The organism is Streptomyces sp. NPDC054866 (assembly GCF_053610745.1).
Window position 1 is genome coordinate 241,296 of the sequence record NZ_JBSGZA010000005.1, and the last position, 24,023, is coordinate 265,318.

The following is a 24,023-nucleotide window of genomic DNA, read 5'->3' on the forward strand; positions in this document are numbered from 1 at the left end:
CGCCGAGTTCGTCCTCAAACGCCGGACGGGCTGGAAGATTCCGGCCGGGCTGGATGGATCCAGCCCGGCCGGCGTTTGAGGCCATCTTGTCGGGGTCTGGGGCGGAGCCCCAGGTAGGCCCCCGCGCCGAGCGGGTTTTCGGGAAGGGGTGGGTTGGGGAAAATTAACGCCTGCGGCGAAGCGCTCGCCCCACAACAATCGCCGAGGCCAACACCACCGCCGCAGCAGGCGCAGCCCACCGCAGCGTGGCGGAGGTGGACAGGGACTCAGCAGCGGGCGCGGGGGCGTACCGCCCCCGGGGCGGCGCGTGGTCGACCTCCTCCGCGCTCCGGCCGATCATCGTCCGCCGCGCATGCGCAGCCTCAGCAGGCGGCACCACGACCTCATCCACGACACCGTCGTCGTCCTCCTCGAACGACGACGGCGGCACCTCCGTCTCGAAGACGGTGGCCGCCTCGACGGGCTCGACCACCACAGGCTCGGGCTCAGGCTCGGGCTCCGGCGCGGCCCCCCGCCCCAGCCCTTCCGCGAACCGCTCAAGGAGCCTCCGCACCGCCCCCTCCACAGCCTGTGGAGAACTTTCGGTGACGCGCCCCTCCCCCGCACCCGTACCGGAGAAGATCACCCGGGTCCCGGCGTCGCCGCCTTCAGCAGACGCGGGATCAGACGCAGACTCCAGCCGCACCGTCAGCGAGAGCTTCACGGAGCCGCCGCCCCGCACCTCCACACCCTCGCCCTCGATCGCGAAGGTCCCGTCGCCGCGCGGAGCGACCCGCGCCGCACCGCGATACGTGATGGTGTGACCGCCGACCCGCACCTTGAGACGGCCGGAGACCGGCGACGCGGACTCGTCGGCGTCGCGCTGAAGTCCGGGCACCGCCCCGGCGACCTGCTCGGGGTCGCTCAGCACCTGCTGAAGACGGTCGGCGGGAACCGGAACGAACACCTCATGCTCCATGGCAGTCGAGCCTACCCACGTGGCCGAGACCATGTACGTCAGTTCGTCAGTTCGCATACCGCGGGTGCACCAGTGTGGAGGGGAGAAGACCCCTCGGAACCCGCGTCCGCGTCCGATCGGCGGACACCACGCCCACCCGCGGCGGCGCCGACTTCCCGGGCGGTTCGAGGACCGGCCGGGACCTGGCCGCCAGGACGAAGCCCCAGTCGCGCGGCGCGGACGCGCCGTCCGCCGTCCGGTCGGGGCCCGCCGCGAACCCGGAGAGCCTGCCGCCCACGCGGTACGGCTCGGTGAGCAGCCCCGCCGCCCGCAGCGTCGCCTCCACCGTCCAGAAGACACGCGGCCTGTCGGCCATCGGCCCCGCGTGCACGGCGAGGCGTCCGCCATCGGCCAGGGCCAGCGCCGCGAGGCCGTAGAACTCCTGGGAGTAGAACTTGGCGCTCGCGGTGATGCCGGGGTCGGGCAGGTCGGAGACCACCACGTCGTACGTACGAGGGGGCGAGCGCAGCCAGTGGAACGCGTCGGCGTACTCCACCCGCACCCGGGGGTCGCTGTAGACGTGTCCGTTCAGCTCGCTCAGCGCGGGGTCGCTGCGCGCCAACCGCACCACCCCCGGGTCGAGTTCCACGATGTCCACCCGCCGCACCCCCGGATGCCGCAGCGCCTCGCGCGCCGCGAGGCCGTCTCCGCCGCCGAGGATCAGCACGCGCGCGTGCCTGCCGTTCATCGCGGGGCCGACGAGCCCCCGGTGGTAGCGGTGCTCGTCACGGCCGCTGACCCGCAGGCGCCCGTCGAGGTAGAGGTCGAGCGAAACGTCCCTGCCGCCGGTGAGGACCACTTCCTGGACGTCGGTCTGCACGGCGACCCGCACGTCCTTGCCGTAGACCGCCCGGCGCGCCGCCGCCTCGAAGTCGCCGACGAGGACGGCGGCCGACGCGAGCAGGCCGAGGACGGTGACGTTCGCGACGAGCAGGGCCCAGCGGCCGCGCACGCTCAAGTCGTGCCGGAACAGGCCGAACACGAGCGCGCCGCCCGCGAGCGCGTTGACCGAGCCGGTGATCAGCGCCCCCGTCAGCTGGCCGAGCAGGGGGAGCAGGAGGAAGGGGAAAGCGAGGCCGCCCACCAGCGCGCCCACGTAGTCCGCGGCGAAGAGGTCAGACAGGGCGCCGCTGGCGTCCTGTCGTCTGATCCGCTGGATGAGCGCCATGAGCAGCGGCACTTCGGCGCCGATGAGCAGGCCGATGGCGAGCGAGAAGGCGACGAGGAGATACCGGGAGCCGCCCGCCCAGACCTCGCCCCGGTCGCCGGTCCAGGCGAACGCCGCGTACAAGGCCATCGCGCTCAGCCCGCCGACCAGCGCGAGCGCCGCCTCGACCAGGCCGAACCCGACCGCGGCACGGCACCGCAGGCGCTTGGCGAGCAGGGAGCCGATGCCCATGGCGAAGACCATCACCGAGAGGACCACCGACGCCTGCGTGACCGAGTCACCGATCAAGTACGAGGCGAGGGCGACCAGTTCGAGTTCGTACACCAGACCGCAGGCCGCGCAGATGAAGACGCCCACCAGGACGAGGAACCGTCCTGTCCGGGGCGTCACCGGTAAATGCGTTGACGGCTCGATCACCTTGGGAACGCTACGTCACCGAACTCACACATCCAGTCACCCACAAGGGTGCAACTCGGCGTCCTAGGTGTATATGGGGCGCATTGGTCAGAGCGATCAGAGCACTGCCGGCATTCGCACACCCACCCGAGTGCGGGTCGCCACCAGTTGCCCGTCCTGCGGGTAGGCGTGCCAGGTGCGCCACTGCACCGCGCCCTCGTGCCGCTGCGCCAGCATGGCCGTGAACGCGTGCGGACTGCCGGGGAAGACCCCGGCCAGACCATGCGGGTGCTCGGCCACCAGAGCGAGCAACTCTTGTGCGCGGCCCGCGAACTGACCTCGCGAGAGAGTCTCGACGCGCGCCGCGAATTCGTACTCCCACTCGCCGAGGCGCTTGGAGACGCCGAGCGGGAGGGGCGTACTGCTGCCGGGGATGCAGGCGACGGTCTCTGAGCAGGTGCCCTGCTCCTCTTCGAGGAGCACCTGGTGCGATGCGCCGAGGAGCCTCAGCTCCATTCTCGCGTCGACAAGCTCCAGTTCGAGTGTGGCGAGTGCGGGCAGCGGCTCGCGCCCAAGGGTCCAGGCGAGGTCCGCGGCGCACGTGTCGGTATAGACAGTCTTCAGGGTCGTGAGCATGGGTCGGCTCCGCTAACACGCAATGGAGGTGGTGCCGGCGCACCCGGTCGGAGACCGGGAGGTCGGAATGCCGGCTCGTGCCCACGAGAACGTTCTTGATGTCCAAGTCGTCCGTCCGAGGGCGGTGCTGACGGTTAAGAGGGAATCATGGACTGCTGCACTGCCACTGCGCTTTTACCCAACTTCGGAGGGTTTCCACCCCCGCGGGGGCTGCACAGTTCAACTGTTCAATGAGTCAACGACGAAGTGCCCGGCAGGAGTTGCCTCCCGCCGGGCACTTCAACAGATGGACGGACCAGCTGCCCCGTGTCAGCTGCCTCCGCCACCGCCACAACCGCCACCGCCGCCGCACGAAGAGCTGCCGCCGCAGGACGAACCACCACCACAGGAGCTACCGCCGTGGTGTCCCCCGCTGTCACCTCCGCCGGCCCACCAACTGCCGCCGGACCCCGCCGAGCCGGCCGCACCGGAGCGCGAGCTGCCGCCGCTTCCCCTGCCACTGGCCACTGCGACCGCGACGACGACCAGAACCACCGCGACAAACACGAAGACCGGAATCATGATCTCCACGCCCCTTTCCGTTCCCCCGAAGCAGGCCCCCCGTGGGTCCGCGTTCTTTCCTGCTGTTCTTGTGTGAAAGGGGAATGCCCCCGGGGAAGCCGACCCAAAGCAGAGTTGAGGAAGTCCAGAGGTTCGGCGCAGGATGGCGGCCATGACCTCCACATCCGGGAGCGGGCGCCCGCTGCTCAACCGCCGCCTCGCCGAGTTCGGTACGACGATTTTCGCCGAGATGTCCGCGCTGGCCGTGAAAACCGGCGCCATCAACCTCGGCCAGGGCTTCCCCGACACGGACGGTCCCGAGGAGATCCGCGAGGCCGCGGTGCGCGCACTGCGTGACGGCCGCGGCAACCAGTACCCGCCGGGCCCCGGCATCCCCGAGCTCCGCGCGGCCGTCGCCGAGCACCAGCGGCGCCGGTACGGCCTCGCGTACGACCCCGACCGCGAGGTCCTGGTCACGGCGGGCGCGACCGAGGCGATCGCCGCGTCCCTGCTCGCCCTCGTCGAGCCGGGCGACGAGGTCATCGCCCTGGAGCCGTACTACGACTCGTACGCGGCGTCGATCGCCCTCGCAGGCGGCAAGCGGGTCCCCGTGACGCTGCGCCCGGACGCGGCCGAGGGGCGCTTCCGCCTCGACCTGGACGAGCTGCGCGACGCCATCACGCCCCACACCCGGCTGCTGCTGCTCAACACCCCGCACAACCCGACCGGCACGGTCCTGACCCGCGCGGAGCTCACCGAGATCGCGAAGCTCGCGGTCGAGCGTGACCTCCTCGTGGTCACGGACGAGGTGTACGAGCACCTCGTCTTCGACGACGGCGAGGGCACGGCGCACATCCCCCTCGCCTCCTTCCCCGGCATGCGCGAGCGCACGGTCACGATCGGCTCGGCCGGCAAGACGTTCTCGTACACCGGCTGGAAGGTCGGCTGGATCACGTCATCGCCGGAGCTGGTGACGGCGGTCCGCTCGGCCAAGCAGTTCCTCACCTACGTGTCCTCGGGCCCGTTCCAGTACGCGATCGCGGAGGCCCTGGCCCTGCCCGACTCGTACTTCACGTCCTTCGCCGAAGGCATGCGCGCCAAGCGGGATCTGCTGAGCGAGGGTCTGACGGCCGCGGGCTTCGACGTCTACCGCCCGCAGGGCACGTACTTCGTCACGACCGACATCCGCCCCCTGGGGGAGTCCGACGGCTTCGCGTTCTGCCGCGCCCTGCCCGAGCGCGTCGGCGTGGTCGCCATCCCGAACGCCGTCTTCTACGACCACCGGGAGGCCGGGGCGCCGTTCGTGCGCTTCGCGTTCTGCAAGAAGGACGAGGTCTTGGCCGAGGCGGTCTCCCGGCTCAAGACGCTGTAGTCCCGGTCATGACGAGAGCCCGGCCGGGTCACCCCGGCCGGGCTCTCGGTCTCGCGTGGTCCAGGCCTAGGCCTGGTCGTCGCCGGGCTTCTCTTCACCCTCGGTGCCGTCGACCTCTGCCTCCAGGCCGAGCTGCTCGACCAGCCAGCGGTCGAACTCGATCGCGGCCCGCACCCAGCTGACCGTCGACGACACGAAGTGCTCGAGCGCGACGCCCGTGCCGATCAGCATCTGCGCCTCGCCGATGAGGCGGACGGTGCCGTCGTCGTGGGTGTGCGTGTAGACCTTCGGCCACAGGGTGCGGCGGTTCCAGTCGTCGATCGCCTCGAGAAGCTGGGACTTCTCTTCGATGCCGTGCGCGCGGTCGTAGAACGTCCGCACCGAGAAGACCTGCTGGTCTCCCTCGCCACGGAACATGAAGTACGTGCGGAACTCCTCCCACGGCGCCGCGAGGTCACCCTCTTCGTCGACGACGTGCTTGAGCTCCATCTGGTCCAGGAGCTGCTTGACCAGGTCCTGGTCGGGGACAACGGGGCCCGCCGGTCCATCGCCCTGCTGCGGTTCGGGCTGTCCCCCGAAATTCGGAATCGAGGACGGGTCGATGCTCACGTGCTTAGTCCCTTCGTACGGATTCCGCCATCCTGCCCCATGTCGGGCGGGGGCCCGCAACCCCCGCCCCCGATGTGACCGGGTTATGCCCTCTCGGCCGTCGCCGGTCCGACGATCAGGCCGTCCTCGAAGGTGTCCACGCGAACCGTGTCCCCGTCCTTCACCTCGCCCGAGAGGATCTCCTTGGCGAGCCGGTCGCCGATGGACGTCTGGATGAGGCGCCGCAGCGGCCGCGCGCCGTACGCCGGGTCGTTGCCCTCGTCCGCCAGCCAGGCCAGCGCCTCCGGGGAGACCTCCAGCGTGAGCCGCCGCTCGGCAAGCCGGGCGGCGAGGCGGTCGATCTGCAGCTGGGCGATGTGCGCCAGCTCGTCCTTGCCGAGCGCGGAGAAGACGACGAGGTCGTCGAGCCGGTTCAGGAACTCCGGCTTGAAAGAGCTCCGTACGACTTCCAGGACCTGCTGCTTCTTCTCCTCCTCGGAGGTCAGCGGCTCGACCAGGTACTGACTGCCGAGGTTGGAGGTCAGGACGAGGATGGTGTTGCGGAAGTCCACCGTCCGGCCCTGCCCGTCGGTGAGGCGTCCGTCGTCGAGGACCTGGAGCAGCACGTCGAAGACCTCCGGGTGCGCCTTCTCGACCTCGTCGAGGAGCACCACGCTGTACGGGCGCCTGCGTACGGCCTCGGTGAGCTGGCCGCCCTCCTCGTAGCCGACGTATCCGGGCGGGGCGCCGACCAGCCTTGCCACGCTGTGCTTCTCGCCGTACTCGCTCATGTCGATGCGGACCATGGCGCGCTCGTCGTCGAAGAGGAAGTCCGCGAGGGCCTTCGCCAGCTCGGTCTTGCCGACGCCGGTCGGCCCGAGGAAGAGGAAGGACCCGGTGGGGCGGTCGGGGTCGGCGATCCCGGCGCGCGTGCGGCGCACGGCGTCGGACACCGCCCGTACGGCCTCGGTCTGGCCGATGAGCCGCTTGCCGAGCTCGTCCTCCATGCGGAGCAGCTTCTGCGTCTCGCCCTCAAGGAGGCGACCTGCGGGGATGCCGGTCCAGGCGCCGACCACGTCGGCGATGTCGTCGGGCCCGACCTCCTCCTTGACCATGGTGTCCTTGGAGACCTCCTCCTCGGCCTCGGAAGCGACCTCCAGGTCGTGTTCGAGGGCGGGGATCTCGCCGTAGAGGAGCTTGCTCGCGGTGTCGAAGTCGCCGTCGCGCTGGGCGCGTTCGGCCTGGCCGCGCAGCTCGTCGAGCTTCTCCTTCAGCTCACCGACGCGGTTGAGGGACTGCTTCTCCTTCTCCCAGCGGGCATTGAGCCCGCGCAGCTCCTCCTCCTTGTCGGCGAGGTCGCGCCGCAGCCTTTCGAGGCGCTCCTTACTCGCGGGGTCGGTCTCCTTGCTGAGGGCGAGCTCCTCCATCTTCAACCGGTCGACGGCGCGCTGGAGTTCGTCGATCTCAAGCGGGGACGAGTCGATCTCCATCCGCAGCCGTGAGGCGGCCTCGTCGACGAGGTCGATGGCCTTGTCGGGCAGGAAGCGCGAGGTGATGTACCGGTCGGAGAGCGCGGCGGCGGCGACGAGCGCGCTGTCGGCGATCTGGACCTTGTGGTGGGCCTCGTAGCGCCCCTTGAGCCCACGGAGGATGGCGATCGAGTCCTCGACGGTCGGCTCGTCGACGAGCACCTGCTGGAAGCGGCGCTCCAGGGCCGGGTCCTTCTCGATCCGCTCGCGGTACTCGTCGAGGGTGGTCGCGCCGACCATCCGCAGCTCGCCGCGGGCGAGCATGGGCTTGAGCATGTTGCCGGCGTCCATGGCGGAGTCGCCGCCCGCTCCCGCCCCGACGACGGTGTGCAGCTCATCGATGAAGGTGATGATCTGCCCGTCGCTCTCCTTGATCTCGGAGAGGACGGTCTTGAGCCGCTCCTCGAACTCACCGCGGTACTTCGCGCCCGCGACCATGGCCCCCAGGTCGAGGGAGACGAGCCGCTTGTTCTTGAGGGACTCGGGTACGTCGCCCTTCACGATGCGCTGCGCGAGCCCTTCGACGACGGCGGTCTTGCCGACGCCGGGTTCGCCGATGAGGACGGGGTTGTTCTTGGTGCGCCGGGACAGGACCTGCACCACGCGGCGGATCTCCTGATCCCGCCCGATGACGGGATCGAGCTTCCCCTCCCTGGCGGCGGCGGTGAAGTCGGTGCCGAACTTCTCCAGGGCCTTGTACTGACCCTCCGGGTCCGGTGTGGTCACCCGGCGTCCTCCCCTTGCCTTCTCGAACGCGTCGAGCAGTTTCTTGGCGGTGGCCCCGTGCTTGCTCAGGACCTCTGCGGCGGGGCCGCCCTTGGCGGCGATGCCGATGAGCAGATGCTCGGTGGAGAGGTAATCATCGCCCAGCTTCTTCGCGCGCTGCGAGGCGTCGGCGATGACCGCGAGCAGGTCGCGGTTGGGCTGCGGCGGCGCGACGGTGGATCCCGTGACGCTGGGCAGGCCGCTCAGTGCCCGTTCGGCGTCGGCACGGACGGCGGCCTGGTCGGCCTCCACCGCGGCGAGCAGGTCGGTGATGTTCTCGTTGTCCTGCCCCTCCAGCAGCGCGAGCAGCAGATGCGCGGGGGTCAGGTCGGGGTGCCCGTCCTTCACGGCCAGGCTGCTGGCCGCGTTGATCGCGTCCCGGCTCCTGTTGGTCAGCTCGGCGTCCACGTGAGTCGTCTCCTCCTTGCGGTCCGTATGGCCTGTCGGCGCGGTCCTATGGCCTGTCGGCTCGAGTGGCCCGGCCCACCTGCTTTAAACAGCGTACATAAAGTTGAGTCTATTCCACTCAAGGGAGGCGGGATGGGGGCATGCGGCGGGCCATGGCGGCGGCGGATAGGTTCCAACCCATGGCCATGGATCCCCACCACCCGACTCCCGCGTACCTAAGCTTCTGGCGCGAACGGCACCTGTGCACGCTGACGACGCCGCGCCCGGACGGCACGCCGCACGTGGTGCCGGTCGGTGTCACGTACGACCCGGAGGCGGGCGTGGCCCGCGTCCTTGCGAACAAGTCGAGCGCAAAGGTGACCCACGTCCTCGCGGCGACGGGCACCGAGGGCCCCGGGGCGCGGGTGGCGGTCTGCCAGGTCGACGGGCGGCGCTGGGCGACGCTGGAGGGGTACGCGAGCGTGCGTACGGAGGAGGGCGAGATCGCGGCGGCGATGCGCCGCTACGAGGAGCGGTACGGGAGGGTGCCGAGGCCCAACCCGGACCGGGTGCTGATAGAGATCACGCTGACGCGGGCGATGGGAACGAGGTCGCTGGGCGGCGAGGCCTAGCCCTGACCGGGGGGGTGCCGTCACACACCACAGCGGCGCCACCGTGTTCAGGTCCACGGTGGCGCCGCTGCTGGGGGAAGCACCTGCGCGATGTACAACGACGGGGGATCGCGTCAGGCGCTGCGGGGGGTGGCTGTGATGGCTCTTGTAGTGGTGGAACTCTGCTGGTCCTGCTGCTGTCGGCCCGACTGCCCCGGCTCACCGACCAGCTGGTGGTCACGCCGGTCGAGATTGACGAAGACCATCCCGTACCGAATGGCACACCGCACGGGCTGCGGGGCGCCTCGCGGCTTACGGAGGCACCGGTAGGCCCGGATCTCCTCCTCGTCGTCACGGGTGACGACTACTGGCTCACCGAGGAGCGTGACCATCAACGAGTCGCCGACGTGGGGTATCGCGGTGGCGAGATCGATGAAATGCCAACCGGAGCGGTAGGCGGTGGCCATTTCTCGGCGGAAGGTGCGGTCGTCGGGGGGAGTGCTCATGAGGTTACGTCTCCCGCCGGAGCGGGGGCGTCGGCAGGAGCCGTACCCCAGATGATGTCGCCCTTGGCCGAGGCCCAAATGATGTCAGGCGGCGCCGCGTTAGCCCCCGACTCCTGTATGGCCGTAGACCCGGTATCCCTGTGCAGATCAAAAGCGCTCACGGCGCTGATGGCCAATCCGACAGAGAAGGCACCAACAAGTACCGAGCGAAGCATTGTCTTGCACATAGCGGGCTTCGTCCTCACTTCCATAGCGACTCTCCCCCGGCCTCCCAAGACGATGGCTCATTCAGCCATGCGAACACCACAGGAGCGATGCATCATGTTCCTGCACGTTCAGGACCCTGGGGGATGGAGTTATGACAACAAAAGGCCCAATTCGGGCACATCCTCACTCCATGGCCGAGCTATGTGAAGAGGGAAAGCGGCTCTACGCCAGCGCGTTGCGCGCAGGACGCATCGCGCGCATCGAAGCGGACGCGGCTCCCTGCCTGGTGGAGTTCGCCCTCCTGCACCCCGACTCGGACGACCCCGACTGGCTCCGCCCGGCTCCACCTACCTCCGTGCTCGCGCAGCGCCTCCGGCCCATCGAGCGCGAGATCCAGGAACGAAGGGCCCTGGCGGTCCAACTGACCGACGCCTTTGAGCCATTCATGTCCATCAGCGTCCAGGACCGGTCGACTGCCCATGCGATCACCGTGCTGGAAGGCGCGACCAGAATCAACGCGGCCATAGAAATCGCCACAACTGAGTGCCAGAGCGAGATCCTTACGGTCCAACCCGGCGGAGGACGCAGCGAAGCCATCCTCACCGAGGCCGTAAAGCGCAGCCAAGGCATCATCGACCGTGGCATCAGGATGCGCACGCTGTACCAACACACGGCCCGGCACAGCCAGGGCACCATCGCCTATGCCGAGCATATGAAGCAGGGCAAGGTGGAGGTGCGCACTCTCGAAGAGCTAATTGAACGTCTGATGATTTTCGATCGCACGGTGGCCTACATACCGGCACGGGACGACCGTCAAGCGGCCTTGGAACTACGGCATCCCGGAATTGTCGAGTATCTGGCGAACGTCTTCGAGCAACTCTGGCAACGCGCTGCCCCCCTGCTCGAAGAGACCCCCTACGCCCCACCGACCGACGGCATCACGGGCGTCCAGCGCTCCATAGCCAGGCTCCTCATCGAAGGCCACGTCGACGAGGCGATCGCCCGCCGCCTCGGCATGAACGTCCGCACCTGCCGCTCCCACATCGCCAAGATCGCCGCGGCCCTTGGCAGCGGCAGCCGCGCTCAACTCGGTTATCTGATCGCCCAGTCCGGCATCCTGGACAAGGATCACTGAAGTCGGCGAGGGAGGTCGATCTGGCAACAGAGCCTCATGCCCACCAGGCCCCCGCCCACAAACCAATCCCGCCGTGAAGCGACTACCTCTGCTTAGAATCGCGTCGCTTCAACCACACGGGAGGGGGCACAGCGTGGCCGTCGAGCACATACCGCACGGCGTCGAGCAACTCTGCGAACCAGGTTCGGCCATGTACCTCCGCGCGCTGAACGAAGGCCGGATCCGAAGGGAAGACGCCGAACAAGCGCCCTGCCTCATCGACTTCGGCCTGCTCCATCCCGGAGTCAACGACATGCGGTGGTTGCATCCCACTGCCCCTGGCGCCGCCCTCCCCCGCCTCCTCCGCACCATCGAGGACCGCATCGCGGACCAGCGCCGACGGGAGGAACGCCTCACCGCGGCGTTCGAGCCACTCATGGCTCTCGACTCCCGGCTGACCCCTGAGTCCGACGATCCCGCGATCACGGTCCTCGACGGCCTCGAACGCATCAGTACGGCCATCGACCGGGCCGCGTCCGACGCCACGCAAGAGTTCCTCACCGTCCAGCCCGGCGGCGTCGGCCCTCCGGAGACCTTGGCGGACACCTTCGCCCGCGACCAGGCCCTGCTCAGCCGCGGCTGCCGCATGCGAACTCTCTACCAGTACACGGCCCGCCGCCCCCTCCCCTCTCTCGCCTACTTCGAGCGCCTCGAAGGCGACGCCGAAGCCCGCATCCTCGACGAGGTCACAGAGCGCCTGTTCGTCTTCGACCGAACCGTGGCCTTCATCCCCGCGAGCAAGGACCGCAGCCTCGCACTCGAAATACGCCACCCCGCCGTGGTCGACCACCTCGCCACCGCCTTCGACCGCCTGTGGCGCCTGGCCACTCCCATGCGGTCCCAGCCCGCACCCCAACCCGCCGAAAGCGGTATCACTGCCCGCCAACGCGCCATCGCCGCCCTCCTCGTCGAAGGCCACACCGACTCCGAGATAGCCACCCGCCTGGGCATGAACGTCCGCACCGCGCGGATCCACATCGCCAAGCTCGCCGCCAGCATCGGCAGCCACAGCCGAGCTCAACTCGGCTACCTCATCGGGCAGTCAGGAATTCTCGATCAGGAACTCCAGGAGTCGGCATCTCAACCAGGGAGCGACGGGGAAGCATGACCAGAGGGCACTGCGCGCACGAACCCGATGATCTGTGCAAGGCAGGAATGGATCTGTACGCCCGCGCCCTGCGCGAAGGCCGCATCCGTCCCCAAGCCGTCGCCCTCGCCCCCTGCCTTGTCGACCTCGGCTTCCTGCGTCCTGACGCCGACAACCCGCAGTGGCTACGTCCCGTCTCCCCTGCCGTCGTCCTCCCTCAGCTTCTCCTGGACATCGAGGTCGGCGTCGCCCAGCAACATCTTCACAAAGCGCAATTGGCTCTCGAATTCGGTCAGCTGATGTCGCTGTCTCCCAGCGGGGCCCCGGACTTGAGTGGCTCCGGGATCACCGTGCTGGAGGGAAGGGCACGCATTGACGCGGCCATCGGCCGAACAACCACCGCCACCAACCACGAGATCCGCATCATCCAACCGGGGGGAAAGCGGCTACCGGGAAACCTGGCCGCCTCTCGTCCCGTTGAACAGGGGTTTCTCAGGCGTGGCGGTCGTATGCGTACGCTCTATCAACACACGACCCGCCACTCACTGGCGACTCTCGCCCACTACGAGCAACTGCAGGGCGAGGCCGAGGTGCGCACTCTGGACGAACTTCCCCAGCGCCTCTTTCTCTTCGACCGGCACGTGGCAATGATCCCAGCGCGGGAGGCCAGAGACGTAGCCATCGAGCTACGCCATCCGGCAGTTGTCGCCCATCTCGGCGCATACTTTGAAGTCTTGTGGCACAAGGCGACTCCCATGTACCCAGTGCTTGCCCCGCTGCCCGCGCGGGACGGCATCACCACCCGCCAACGCGCCATCGCCGCCCTCCTCATCGAAGGCCACACCGACTCCGAGATAGCCACCCGCCTCGGCATGAACGTCCGCACCGCCCGAGTCCACATAGCCAAACTCGCCACCACCGTCGGCAGCCGCAGCAGGGCTCAACTCGGCTACCGCATCGGCCAGTCCGGGATCCTGGACGCCGAGAACTGAGCCAGCCGGCCCACCCCAAGCCCCCCTATGTCTGATTTCAGGCCGGTTTACTCCCGCCTCAGTGAGCTGCACTGCAACAAGATGACGCTGGCGGCACACCCCCACCCGCACCAAAGTTGATGTCGGCGGAGCAAGCTCACGACCGGGGGCGGAACCCTTGCGTCTTCGGCGTCATATTTCCCAGGGGGGGAAATGAAGAACAGCTGTTTTGTGAACCGAATAATGGCCACCAAAGCCGCGAAGGGTGCTGTCGTGGCGGCGTTGGCAGCCACTGCCATCGGCCTTACGGCCCCTATGTCCAGCGCCTCCAACGAGCGCTCGTGGACTGACGGTTGCCGGGGATACTGGTACTCAACCGCCGGTCACGGGTACTGCAAGAAGGCAAACACGTGGTACTCGAATGGCTGGTACACGAGCTACAACTGCAGCAGCGAAATTGACACGCAGCACTACGACAGGCTGCGCAACGGTTACAGGGGCAAGTACGACACCCACGAGTGCACGTTCAGCATCAGCAGCACTGACGTACACCACTAGCTCGCCTTGTTGTCCTAGTTCAGCTCGTTCAGCTCACCTAGTTCACCGGCGCTGCGGTGGGCCCGCCGTTCCGTTCTGGCGGGCCCACCCCGCAATTTGGGAATCCAATCTATGACCACTCACCCCGTCGCCCGGCTGACAGCCCTCACGCAGGGATACGGCAGCCGGCGCATCATCGAGGGTCTCGACCTGTCCATCCAGGCAGGTGTCACCGGACTGCTAGGGCCCAACGGAGCAGGCAAAACCACCCTGTTCCGTACCCTCGCCACGATCGCGCCGCCCCAGAGCGGGGGGCTTGAGCTCTTCGGCGAGCCCGTCACCTGTGAACGGGATGTCCGGCAGGTCCGTCCTCGAATCGGTTATCTCCCGCAGGACTTCGGCTTCTACCCGGCCTTCTCCGTCACCGATTTCGTCCGCTACTGCGCCTGGCTGCGTGAGGTGCCGTCCAAGGAGGCCGAGGCCGCGACCGACGAGGCGTTGGCTGCTGTCGGGCTGGCCGACCGGGGCCGTGACCGGATGAAGTCTCTTTCCGGTGGCATGCTCCGTCGCGCCGGGATCGCCGCCGCCATCGTCGGTTCTCCCTCCTTGCTCCTCCTCGACGAACCCACCGTCGGCCTCGACCCTGCCCAGCGCCTCGACTTCCGTGATCTCATTCGTTCCCTCGCCCGCGCCGGGGCTGCCATCGTTCTCAGTACGCACCTGGTGGAAGACGTAGGCGCTGCTTGCGACTCCGTCCTTGTACTCAGCGACGGACGAGTGGTCCACAGCGGGACCCCACAGCAACTGGCAGAGCTCTCCGCACCGACAGCTCCGGGGGACAGTCCGCTGGAGCGCGGCTACATGACGGTTCTGGGCAGTCGCAGGGGCAGTCGCGGAAGCAGCCGCGGAGGTAGCCGCGGGTCGACCGAGGAAGCCGCATGCTGAACGCATACCGCATCGAGCTGCGCCGCTCGCCCCTGCTCACCGCCTTCCCCGTGATGATCGCCGTGGACCTGCTGGTGCTCTTCGGGCGGTCCCGGTACTGGATCGGCGTGTGGCCCGAGGCGAGCGTGGCGGCACAGATCGTCACGCTCTTCCTGGGGCCCGTACTCGCCGGTGTTTCCGCCTGGCAGGCCGGACGTTCCTCCCGGGCGGGCATGCCCGAGTTCCTTCTCGCGGCCGCCCGGCCCGGCTGGCAGATCGAGGCCGCGAGGCTGGCCGCCACCCTCACGCTCGGATTCCTCGCGTACGGGATCGGGTGCCTCACCGCCGCAGCCGTCTCGCTCGGCGACGCGGGACCGGGGTTCCTATGGCCGTCCTATCTGCTCCTCGGCGCCTCGACCCTGATCATTTTCGCGTCCGTGGGACATCTGGCCGGCCGCTGGTGGCCCTCGGCGGGATTCACACCCATCGTGTGCGCCCTGGGCTGCTTCATCAGCATGTTGGCCCTGCCGTTCAAGTTCAACGTCCTCGCGGGGCCGCCGGACACCCACATGAATCCGCTGCCGGTCGCCCTTCGTCTCCTGTGCGCTCTCGCTCTCGCGGTGCTGGCGGTGACGGCACCGCCGCTGAAGAGGAAGGCCGAGCGCCAGACGCCCCGCCGGAAATCGCCACGGCATGTACGCGGCATTGCCGTCGGGTCGGTGGTCTGTTCCTTCACCGCTCTGGCCGCGACCCCAGCCGCCGGCGAACTGCGCGTGGAGCGTCCGGCCTCGGCGACCACGCCGCTGTGCGATCGTGCCGACGACAGCGCCCCGCGGGTGTGCGTCTGGCCCGAGCACCGGAAGTATCTGCCGGAGCTGACGCGGATGGCTCAGCGCCTCGACCAGACCAATCATTCCTGGATCAAGACACCCGCCGTGTTCTACGAGTTCGGGCTCCGGCGGACCGACCTGGGAGACCGGGGATTCGACATCGCCGAAGGGCACGTACGCACCGCGGCGATTGCCATGGCCGACCAGGTGTTCACTGAGTCGTTCGGCGACTGCAGCCCGCCCGAGGACGAACGCCGTGCGTGGCAGTCCATGGACAACATCGCACTATGGCTTGAATACCAGGCCGTGGGACAGGACCCGGCCGTCGCCGACGAGGGACTCCATATGGAAGGAGTCGACACCGCCCAGCGCGAGGCGACCAAGGCTGCGCGGATGCCGTCGGCCGAGCAGCAGAAGTGGGTCGAGCAGGAGCGCAGCCAGGTACTTCGTGAGAGCTCGTGGTGCAAGCCTGATGAATGGCACTGATCTGCTCCGCTATGCGAGAGTCCACCGGGCTACAGCCGTCGTCACCGGCACCGCGGTTGTAGCCCTTCTGTCAGCGTTGTTCGGTGGTACCAACATCGCGCTTCCCTCCATCGGCAGCGGCGGAGTCACCACGGGCGTGCCATACCGGCAAGAGCTTCCGCTCCTGTCGGCTGTCTTTCTCTCTGCCGCCCTCGACGGAGCCATGTCGGCACACGACGCGCTGGGGGCATCCGCGATGCACCGCCTTCGCGCTGTTTACTGCACTGCGCTCACGTTGACGGTTTGCGCCTTCTCGTTCGGCGCGGAGGCCCTCGCCAACGGGCCGGAATCCGGGACCGTCTTCGTCCGGTCCCTCTTGATCTGGCTGGGCCTGGCCCTGCTGTCCGCCGCCGTACTGGGGCAGCAACTCGGCTGGGCCATCCCGCTGACCTCGGTCCTCTTTCTCGTCTGGTACCCGAACAACTGGTGGGATTGGACGGCCAACCCGCCTACTGACCTCTTCAGCTGGGCTGTTGCCGCTGTCGCTCTGAGCCTCGGAGTTACCGCGATCGCGGCAACTCCCTGGCGACGGAAGGCCTTCCTCCACAGAGCGGCGAGGCCCCTCTCCCAAGAGGACTGATCGCCCCCTAGGCGGCGTCGGCAGTGGCCCAGCTTCGGAGCAGTGCCTCCCGCTCCGATGCCCGGGGTGAACCGCCCTCGTGTGCGCGGCCCCACTCCGCCATCCTCGCCAGCGTCGTGTTCATCGTTGCCGCGCCGTCCGTCAGACGGGTCAGGAGCTCGCGCGAAAGGTCGTACTCCGTCCGGGAGTAGCCGGCGGCCGTAGCGGCGATGTATGCCGCCAGCTCGGTCTCGCCCGACGGCGATTGGAGACGTACCGTCATCAGCGGTGCCTCGTCCGCGCCACCAAGGCCCACGGTGAGGGCCAGGTCCACCAGCGTGACCACCTGCCGCTTCAGGGTCTTGAGCGCTACGACGCCCTGCCCCTTCAGCGACTTCACCGGGGCGTCCTCGACCGTCAAGGCCCGCACCTCGTCCCACGGGTAGAACGCCGACTGCTTGTCGCCCAGGGCCACCACGCCCTCCGGAGTCAGGCGCACCCCCGCCGCCAAACCTGACGGCTTCGCGCCCACGTACACATCGCCCTCGGCGATCCAGAACAGTCCCACCATGGCCATGGCGACCCCACCCCCGCTTTCCCCAGCAGAAACGAAAAGGGGCCGGGAGGTCCTGCCTCCCGGCCCCTACGCCCACATATTAGTGAGCGCTACTGCGCTACTGCTCCGTCGTCCGCTTCGGACGCCACACCACCAGCGCGCTCGCCTGCTGCACATCCTGGTACGGGACCAGGTCCCGGCGGTACGACGCGTGGACCGCCGCCTCGCGCTGCTGCATCGCTGCGGCCGCGCCCTCCACGGCGCTGGACAGCTCGACCACCCTCGCCTGAAGCGCCGCGACCTGGTTCTCCAGCTCGATGATGCGCTTGATGCCTGCGAGGTTGATGCCTTCTTCCTGCGACAACTGCTGCACCGTGCGCAGCAGTTCGATGTCGCGGGCCGAATAGCGCCGGCCACGGCCCGCCGTGCGGTCCGGGGAGACCAGGCCGAGGCGGTCGTACTGGCGCAGGGTCTGCGGGTGGAGGCCCGAAAGCTGGGCGGCCACTGAGATGACGTAGACCGGCGTCTCGTCTGTCAGTTGGTACGCCCGCCCAAAATTGGACTGTCGACGACGGCCGTCCATCTCATGCTCCCTTCGCGGCCTGGAACAGTTCTGCCCGCGGATCGTCGTCCGCAGTCGCCTCGCGGTACGTCTCCAGGGCTTCCTTCGCCGCGTCGGAGAGTTCGGTCGGAACCGATACCTCCACCGTCACCAGCAAGTCGCCCCGCGAACCGTCCTTGCGGACCGCGCCCTTGCCCCGCGCCCGCATCGTACGACCGTTGGGGGTGCCCGGAGGCAGCTTCAGGGTGACCGGCGGGCCGCCCAGGGTGGGGACCTTCACCTCGCCACCCAGTGCCGCCTCTGCGAACGTCACCGGAACCGTCACCGTCAGGTTGTCGCCCTTGCGGCCGAAGACCGGGTGGGTGTCGACGTGCACGACCACGTACAAGTCGCCCGCCGGGCCGCCCCGTTCACCGGGGCCGCCCTTGCCTCGCAGGCGGATGCGCTGGCCGTCCGATACGCCCGCGGGGATCCGCACCTGCATCGTGCGCGACGACTTCGCCCTGCCCGAGCCCTTGCAGACCTCGCACGGGTCCTGGGCGATGAGCCCGCGGCCCTTGCAGTCCACGCAGGGGTCGGTCAACGAGAATCCGCCGCCTCCTCCCCGCGAGACCTGGCCCGTGCCGACGCAGGTCGGGCACACGCGCGGTGTGCCGTTCTTGTCGCCGGTGCCGGAACAGGCCTTGCAGGGAGCCTGGGAGGACATCCGGAGCGGGACCGTCGCCCCGTCCACCGCCTCCGTGAAGCTCAGCGTGACCTCGGACTCGATGTCCTGGCCGCGCCGGGGCTGCGTACGCGTGCCCGCGCCGCCCGCACCCGTGCCGCCTCGGTTGAACAGGCCCCCGAAGACGTCACCCAGACCGCCCCCGAAGCCGCCGCCGGCGCCGCCCGCTCCACCGCCCGGGGCGCCGCCTCCGAAGAGGTCGCCCAGGTCGAAGTTGAACGAACCGCCGCCGCCCGCGCCTCCGGGACCGGCTCTGAAGCCGCCGTTGCCGAAGAGAGCACGCGCTTCGTCGTACTCCTTGCGCTTCTTGGGGTCACCGAGGATGTCGTTCGCCTCGGAGATCTCCTTGAAGCGCTCCTCCGCCTTGACGTTTCCCTTGTTGGCGTCCGGGTGGTTCTCGCGTGCGAGTTTCCGGTACGCCTTCTTGATCTCGGCTTCGGTGGCGTCCTTGGGGACGCCGAGGACCTTGTAGTAGTCCTTCTCGATGAAGTCCTTGGTGCTCATCCCCGACGTCCCTCCTCTCGCTTCACAACAGCTCCGTCATGTCAGCCCTCGTCCGGGCCGCCACCGGTCTCCTTGTCCTCCGCCGCGTCGGCGGAGTCCGTGGACGTGGCGGTCTCGGCCTCGCCCTTGACCGTCTGCGCGCCCGGCTGCGGCTCGGCCACGGCCACCCGCGCGGGGCGGATGGTGCGCTCGCCGATGCGGTACCCCGGCTGCAGGATCGCGACGCACGTCGTCTCGGTGACGTCGGGCGCGTACGAGTGCATCAGTGCCTCGTGGATCGTCGGGTCGAAGGGCTCGCCCTCCTTGCCGAACTGCTGGAGGCCCATCTTGGCGACGACCGTCTCAAGGGCCTCCGCGACCGACTTGAAGCCGCCGACCAGCTCACCGTGTTCACGGGCGCGGCCGATGTCGTCGAGGGTCGGGAGGAGCTCGGACAGGAGGTTCGCCGCGGCGATCTCCTTGACCGTGACCTTGTCCCGCTCCACACGGCGGCGGTAGTTCTGATACTCGGCCTGGAGCCGCTGGAGGTCCGCCGTGCGCTCGCCGAGCGCCGTACGCACCTGGTCCAGCTGGGCGATCAGGCCCACGTCCTGAGCCGACTGAGCCGACTGAGTCTGCTGACTCGCATTGCTTGCGTCCCCGGCCGGGGCCGCCGGGCCCTCCTCGGTGGAGGGCTCGGCGGCCTGCGGCGCCGCGTCATCAGGGGTGGCGCCGGAGGGGACGTCGGGCTTCTCGGCGTTCTCGCCGAAGCCCGGAGTCTCCTCGGTCATGCGGCGCCGCCCTTCGTGTCGTTCGGCTTCTCGTCGTCGACGATCTCGGCGTCGACCACGTCGTCGTCCTTGGACATGTTCGGAGCCTCGCCGCCCTCGGCACCCGGGGCAGCGCCCTCGGCGCCGGCGGCCTGCGCGTCCGCGTACATGGCCTGGCCGAGCTTCTGCGAGACGGCCGCGACCTTCTCGGTGGCCGTGCGGATCTCCGCCGTGTCGTCGCCCTTGAGCTTCTCCTTCAGCTCTTCGACGGCCGACTCGACCTCGGTCTTCACGTCACCGGGGACCTTGTCCGCGTTGTCGGTGAGGAACTTCTCCGTCTGGTAGACGAGCTGCTCGCCCTGGTTGCGGGACTCGGCGGCCTCGCGGCGCTTGTGGTCCTCGTCCGCGTACTGCTCGGCCTCCTGGCGCATGCGGTCGACCTCGTCCTTCGGCAGCGAGGAGCCGCCGGTGACGGTCATCTTCTGCTCCTTGCCGGTGCCGAGGTCCTTGGCCGTCACGTGCATGATGCCGTTGGCGTCGATGTCGAAGGCGACCTCGATCTGCGGGACACCGCGCGGGGCCGGCGGCAGGCCCGTGAGCTCGAACATTCCGAGCTTCTTGTTGTACGCCGCGATCTCGCGCTCGCCCTGGTAGACCTGGATCTGGACGGACGGCTGGTTGTCCTCGGCCGTCGTGAAGATCTCGGAGCGCTTGGTCGGGATCGTGGTGTTGCGCTCGATGAGCTTGGTCATGATCCCTCCCTTGGTCTCGATACCGAGGGACAGCGGGGTGACGTCGAGGAGCAGGACGTCCTTGACCTCGCCCTTGAGGACACCGGCCTGGAGGGCGGCGCCGATGGCGACGACCTCGTCGGGGTTCACACCCTTGTTGGCGTCCTGGCCGCCGGTCAGCTCCTTGACGAGCTCCGCGACGGCGGGCATACGGGTCGAGCCACCGACGAGAACGACGTGGTCGATCTCGGAGAGCTGGATGCCCGCGTCCTTGATGACGTTGTGGAACGGCGTCTTGCAGCGCTCCAGAAGGTCGGACGTGAGCTGCTGGAACTGGGCGCGCGTGAGCTTCTCGTCCAGGTGCAGCGGGCCCTCGGCGGACGCCGTGATGTACGGGAGGTTGATCGTGGTCTCCGTGGAGGAGGACAGCTCGATCTTGGCCTTCTCGGCCGCCTCGCGCAGGCGCTGGAGCGCCATCTTGTCCTTGGAGAGGTCCACGCCGTGGCCGTTGTTGAACTGCTTGACCAGGTAGTCGACGACGCGCTGGTCCCAGTCGTCACCACCGAGGTGGTTGTCGCCGTTCGTGGCCTTCACCTCGACGACGCCGTCGCCGATCTCCAGGAGGGACACGTCGAAGGTGCCGCCACCGAGGTCGAAGACGAGGATCGTCTGGTCGTCCTTGTCGAGGCCGTACGCCAGAGCGGCGGCCGTCGGCTCGTTGACGATGCGCAGGACGTTCAGGCCCGCGATCTCGCCGGCCTCCTTGGTGGCCTGGCGCTCCGAGTCGTTGAAGTACGCCGGGACGGTGATGACCGCGTCGGCCACCTTCTCGCCCAGGTACGACTCCGCGTCGCGCTTCAGCTTCTGCAGGATGAACGCCGAGATCTGCTGGGGGTTGAACCCCTTGTCGTCGATGTCCACCTTCCAGTCAGTGCCCATGTGGCGCTTGACCGAACGGATGGTCCTGTCGACGTTCGTGACCGCCTGGCGCTTGGCGACCTCGCCGACAAGCACCTCGCCGTTCTTCGCGAAGGCGACGACGGACGGCGTGGTCCTGGCGCCCTCGGCGTTGGTGATGACGGTGGGCTCGCCGCCTTCAAGAACGCTGACGACAGAGTTAGTCGTGCCCAGGTCGATGCCGACCGCACGTGCCATTTCGGTTCCTCCAGATGTAACTCTTGAGTGGATCTGACTCAACAATGCATGACCGCTGCGCCGGCGTCAACAGAGCTGAGTCTTGGGGGCTCAACTCTTATCCCGCGCTTACGCGCAACCCGGGCCCCGCCGGGTAGCCGTCTGCGGGTCCGCCGTGGCTGGTCGCGCAGTTCCCCGCGCCCCTTCGGGGCGCCCCCGGCAGCCGCGACTCGGCAAGGGTTGCCTGAGCGACGCAGATCACCGCCTCGCTGGCTACAGTGCGGCTGAGTAAGTGGGTAGTCTCAGACGGACTGCATAAGTTACCGCTTAGTAATAGTTCGCCTCGCAGGCCCGAGGAGCCCCCAAATGCAACTCGCCGCGATCATCGTGTCGCTGGTCCTAATCGCGGTCGGCGTCGCGCTGTTCGGCCGTGCCATCGTGCAGATCTACCAGTTCATGCGGCTCGGCCAGTCCGTCCCGGCAGGCACCCGCACCGATCAGCCCGTGCAGCGCACCGTCACCGTGGCCAAGGAGTTCCTCGGCCACACCCGTATGAACCGCTGGGGCGTCGTCGGCGTCGCGCACTGGTTCGTGGCGGTGGGCTTCTTCTCGCTGCTCCTGACCATCGTCAACGCCTTCGGCCAGCTCTTCAAGGCCGACTGGATGCTGCCGATCATCGGCGAGTGGGCGCCGTACAACATCTTCGTCGAGTTCATCGGCACGATGACGGTGCTCGGCATCCTGACGCTGATCGTCATCCGGCAGCTGAGCAACCCCGACAAGCCGGGCCGCAAGTCCCGGTTCGCGGGCTCCAAGAAGGGCCAGGCGTACTTCGTCGAGGCCGTCATCCTCATCGTCGGCGTCTGCATCTTCACGCTGCACGCCCTTGAGGGTGCCCAGCACCACGTGGACAGCTACGAGGCGTCGTTCTTCATCTCGTACCCGTTCGTCTCGTGGTTCGGCGGCATGGACCTCTCCACGCTGCAGAACCTCACGTACTTCTTCGCCATGGTGAAGATCGCGACGTCCTTCATCTGGATGATCACCGTCGCGCTCAACACGAACATGGGCGTCGCCTGGCACCGCTTCCTCGCCTTCCCGAACATCTGGTTCAAGCGCGACGCGGACGGCTCCACGACGCTCGGCGAGCTCCAGCCCATGACGTCCGGCGGCAAGCCGATCGACTGGGAGGACCCGGCCGAGGACGCCGTCTTCGGTGTCAGCCAGGTCGAGCAGTTCTCCTGGAAGGGCCTCCTCGACTTCAGTACGTGCACCGAGTGCGGCCGCTGCCAGTCGCAGTGCCCCGCCTGGAACACCGGCAAGCCGCTCTCCCCGAAGCTCCTGATCATGTCGCTGCGCGACCACGCGCACGCCAAGGCCCCGTACCTCCTCGCGGGCGGCGGCAAGGACATGGAGGGCAACGAGAAGGCCACCGAGGAGCAGCTGAAGGACGTACCGGCGGCGGCGATCGCGGAGGCCGAGCGGCCCCTCATCGGCACCGCCGAGGAGAACGGCGTCATCGACCCCGACGTCCTGTGGTCCTGCACCAGCTGCGGCGCCTGCGTCGAGCAGTGCCCGGTGGACATCGAGCACATCGACCACATCGTCGACATGCGCCGCTACCAGGTGATGATCGAGAGCGCGTTCCCCTCCGAGGCCGGGACGATGCTCAAGAACCTGGAGAAGAAGGGCAACCCCTGGGGTCTCGCCAAGAAGCAGCGCCTCGAGTGGCTCAAGGAGCTCGACTTCGAGGTGCCGGTCGTCGGCAAGGACATCGAGGACCTCACCGAGGTCGAGTACCTCTACTGGGTCGGCTGCGCGGGCGCGTTGGAAGACCGCGCGAAGAAGACCACCAAGGCCTTCGCGGAGCTGCTCCACATGGCGGGCGTCAAGTTCGCGATCATGGGCGGCGACGAGAAGTGCACCGGTGACTCCGCCCGCCGCCTGGGCAACGAGCCGCTGTTCCAGCAGCTCGGCCAGGAGAACGTGATGGCGCTGAACATGGCGTTCGGCGAGGAGCTCGACGACGACGGCAAGGTCACGCCCGAGTCGGCCAAGCCGAAGACCGCGAAGAAGATCGTCGCGACCTGCCCGCACTGCCTCAACACCCTCGGCAACGAGTACCCGCAGCTCGGCGGCGACTACGAGGTCATCCACCACACGCAGCTGCTCCAGCACCTCATCGACGAGGGCAAGCTGATCCCGGTGACGCCCGTCGAGGGCCTCATCACCTACCACGACCCGTGCTACCTGGGCCGGCACAACAAGATCTACACGCCCCCGCGCGAGATCATGTCCGCCGTCCCCGGCCTCCGCCAGCAGGAGATGCACCGCCACAAGGAGCGCGGCTTCTGCTGCGGCGCCGGTGGCGCGCGGATGTGGATGGAGGAGCGGATCGGCAAGCGCATCAACACGGAGCGGGTCGACGAGGCGCTCAGCCTCAACCCCGACATCGTGTCGACCGCCTGCCCGTTCTGCCTGGTGATGCTCACCGACTCCGTCAACGGCAAGAAGAACGACGGCAAGGCCCAGGAGTCCCTCCAGGTCGTGGACGTCGCGCAGCTCCTTCTCGACTCCGTGAAGACCCCGGTGGACCCCGCCGGTGAGTCAGAGACCGCGGACGAGCCGGAGCCCGAGCCGGTGAAGTAGCCACTCCCGCACCGCCTTCAGGCCGGTTCCGCCCTCCGGGGCGGGACCGGCCTTTCGTGTGGAGCGGGAGGGGGGCATCATGTGCTGGTTGTTGTCGGGTGGGGC

20 protein-coding genes are annotated in these 24,023 nt (G+C 68.3%); 9 read left to right on the forward strand and 11 right to left on the reverse strand.

All coding sequences use genetic code 11. The features are described from left to right. Positions 1-163 precede the first annotated feature (163 nt). From ACWGI2_RS25985 to ACWGI2_RS25995, 3 genes are all read right to left on the reverse strand, one after another. Positions 164-958 carry an SRPBCC domain-containing protein gene (locus ACWGI2_RS25985; RefSeq protein WP_453697922.1) on the reverse strand — a complete coding sequence of 265 codons (795 nt, stop codon included), beginning with the start codon at positions 956-958 and terminating at the stop codon, positions 164-166. Positions 959-1,004: 46 nt separating this feature from the next. Then, a complete protein-coding gene (locus tag ACWGI2_RS25990; RefSeq protein WP_453697924.1) occupies positions 1,005-2,582 on the reverse strand; it encodes a polyamine aminopropyltransferase in 1,578 nt (525 codons plus the stop codon). 96 nt (positions 2,583-2,678) lie between these two features. After that, a complete protein-coding gene (locus ACWGI2_RS25995; RefSeq protein ID WP_160506235.1) occupies positions 2,679-3,197 on the reverse strand; it encodes a DUF2617 family protein in 519 nt (172 codons plus the stop codon). A 703-nt stretch (positions 3,198-3,900) separates the two neighbouring features. Here ACWGI2_RS25995 and ACWGI2_RS26000 point away from each other — a divergent pair. After that, positions 3,901-5,109: a pyridoxal phosphate-dependent aminotransferase gene (locus ACWGI2_RS26000; protein WP_453697926.1), complete on the forward strand. Its 1,209-nt coding sequence runs from the start codon at positions 3,901-3,903 to the stop codon at positions 5,107-5,109. A 66-nt stretch (positions 5,110-5,175) separates the two neighbouring features. On the opposite strand, the gene ACWGI2_RS26005 is transcribed toward ACWGI2_RS26000, so the two are convergent. Both ACWGI2_RS26005 and clpB read right to left on the reverse strand, forming a co-directional pair. After that, a complete protein-coding gene (locus ACWGI2_RS26005) occupies positions 5,176-5,718 on the reverse strand; it encodes a YbjN domain-containing protein (protein ID WP_453396929.1) in 543 nt (180 codons plus the stop codon). An 83-nt stretch (positions 5,719-5,801) separates the two neighbouring features. Then, positions 5,802-8,399, reverse strand: a complete 2,598-nt coding sequence (clpB, locus tag ACWGI2_RS26010; RefSeq protein ID WP_453697928.1) for an ATP-dependent chaperone ClpB — start codon at positions 8,397-8,399, stop codon at positions 5,802-5,804. A 179-nt stretch (positions 8,400-8,578) separates the two neighbouring features. On the opposite strand from clpB, the gene ACWGI2_RS26015 reads away from it, so the two are divergent. Next, positions 8,579-9,010 (forward strand): pyridoxamine 5'-phosphate oxidase family protein, encoded by a 432-nt coding sequence (locus ACWGI2_RS26015; RefSeq protein WP_453697930.1) that lies wholly within the window; start codon positions 8,579-8,581, stop codon positions 9,008-9,010. A gap of 113 nt (positions 9,011-9,123) precedes the next feature. Here ACWGI2_RS26015 and ACWGI2_RS26020 read toward each other — a convergent pair whose 3' ends face one another. After that, positions 9,124-9,495, reverse strand: a complete 372-nt coding sequence (locus tag ACWGI2_RS26020; RefSeq protein ID WP_453697932.1) for a hypothetical protein — start codon at positions 9,493-9,495, stop codon at positions 9,124-9,126. 397 nt (positions 9,496-9,892) lie between these two features. Here ACWGI2_RS26020 and ACWGI2_RS26025 point away from each other — a divergent pair, with 397 nt between their 5' ends. From ACWGI2_RS26025 to ACWGI2_RS26050, 6 genes are all read left to right on the forward strand, one after another. Beyond that, positions 9,893-10,837: a helix-turn-helix transcriptional regulator gene (locus tag ACWGI2_RS26025; protein ID WP_453396925.1), complete on the forward strand. Its 945-nt coding sequence runs from the start codon at positions 9,893-9,895 to the stop codon at positions 10,835-10,837. A gap of 190 nt (positions 10,838-11,027) precedes the next feature. Further along, on the forward strand, positions 11,028-11,984 hold the full coding sequence (locus tag ACWGI2_RS26030) for a LuxR C-terminal-related transcriptional regulator (protein ID WP_453698298.1): 957 nt from the start codon (positions 11,028-11,030) through the stop codon (positions 11,982-11,984). Then, the gene (locus tag ACWGI2_RS26035) at positions 11,981-12,955 is read left to right on the forward strand and encodes a helix-turn-helix transcriptional regulator (RefSeq protein WP_453697933.1); all 975 of its coding nucleotides are present in this window, start codon (positions 11,981-11,983) and stop codon (positions 12,953-12,955) included. The genes ACWGI2_RS26030 and ACWGI2_RS26035 overlap by 4 nt, the downstream gene beginning before the upstream one ends. A gap of 648 nt (positions 12,956-13,603) precedes the next feature. Then, entirely contained in the window at positions 13,604-14,416 is an 813-nt protein-coding gene (locus tag ACWGI2_RS26040) for an ATP-binding cassette domain-containing protein (protein ID WP_453697934.1), read from the forward strand. Continuing rightward, positions 14,410-15,711 (forward strand): DUF7224 domain-containing protein, encoded by a 1,302-nt coding sequence (locus tag ACWGI2_RS26045; protein WP_453697935.1) that lies wholly within the window; start codon positions 14,410-14,412, stop codon positions 15,709-15,711. The genes ACWGI2_RS26040 and ACWGI2_RS26045 overlap by 7 nt, the downstream gene beginning before the upstream one ends. Next, entirely contained in the window at positions 15,698-16,330 is a 633-nt protein-coding gene (locus ACWGI2_RS26050; RefSeq protein WP_453697936.1) for a hypothetical protein, read from the forward strand. The genes ACWGI2_RS26045 and ACWGI2_RS26050 overlap by 14 nt, the downstream gene beginning before the upstream one ends. 7 nt (positions 16,331-16,337) lie before the next feature. Here ACWGI2_RS26050 and ACWGI2_RS26055 read toward each other — a convergent pair whose 3' ends face one another. From ACWGI2_RS26055 to dnaK, 5 genes are all read right to left on the reverse strand, one after another. Continuing rightward, positions 16,338-16,886, reverse strand: coding sequence for a hypothetical protein (locus ACWGI2_RS26055; protein WP_453396918.1), 549 nt, complete (start codon positions 16,884-16,886; stop codon positions 16,338-16,340). 97 nt (positions 16,887-16,983) lie between these two features. Beyond that, positions 16,984-17,448: a heat shock protein transcriptional repressor HspR gene (locus ACWGI2_RS26060; RefSeq protein ID WP_363210447.1), complete on the reverse strand. Its 465-nt coding sequence runs from the start codon at positions 17,446-17,448 to the stop codon at positions 16,984-16,986. Position 17,449: 1 nt separating this feature from the next. Next, positions 17,450-18,655 carry a molecular chaperone DnaJ gene (dnaJ, locus tag ACWGI2_RS26065; protein WP_453396917.1) on the reverse strand — a complete coding sequence of 402 codons (1,206 nt, stop codon included), beginning with the start codon at positions 18,653-18,655 and terminating at the stop codon, positions 17,450-17,452. A gap of 41 nt (positions 18,656-18,696) precedes the next feature. After that, positions 18,697-19,425, reverse strand: coding sequence for a nucleotide exchange factor GrpE (gene grpE / locus ACWGI2_RS26070; protein WP_453396916.1), 729 nt, complete (start codon positions 19,423-19,425; stop codon positions 18,697-18,699). Then, the gene (gene dnaK, locus ACWGI2_RS26075; protein WP_453697937.1) at positions 19,422-21,290 is read right to left on the reverse strand and encodes a molecular chaperone DnaK; all 1,869 of its coding nucleotides are present in this window, start codon (positions 21,288-21,290) and stop codon (positions 19,422-19,424) included. Before dnaK ends, grpE begins: the two co-directional genes overlap by 4 nt. 345 nt (positions 21,291-21,635) lie before the next feature. On the opposite strand from dnaK, the gene ACWGI2_RS26080 reads away from it, so the two are divergent. Then, positions 21,636-23,918 (forward strand): (Fe-S)-binding protein, encoded by a 2,283-nt coding sequence (locus ACWGI2_RS26080; protein ID WP_453697939.1) that lies wholly within the window; start codon positions 21,636-21,638, stop codon positions 23,916-23,918. Positions 23,919-24,023 lie beyond the last annotated feature (105 nt).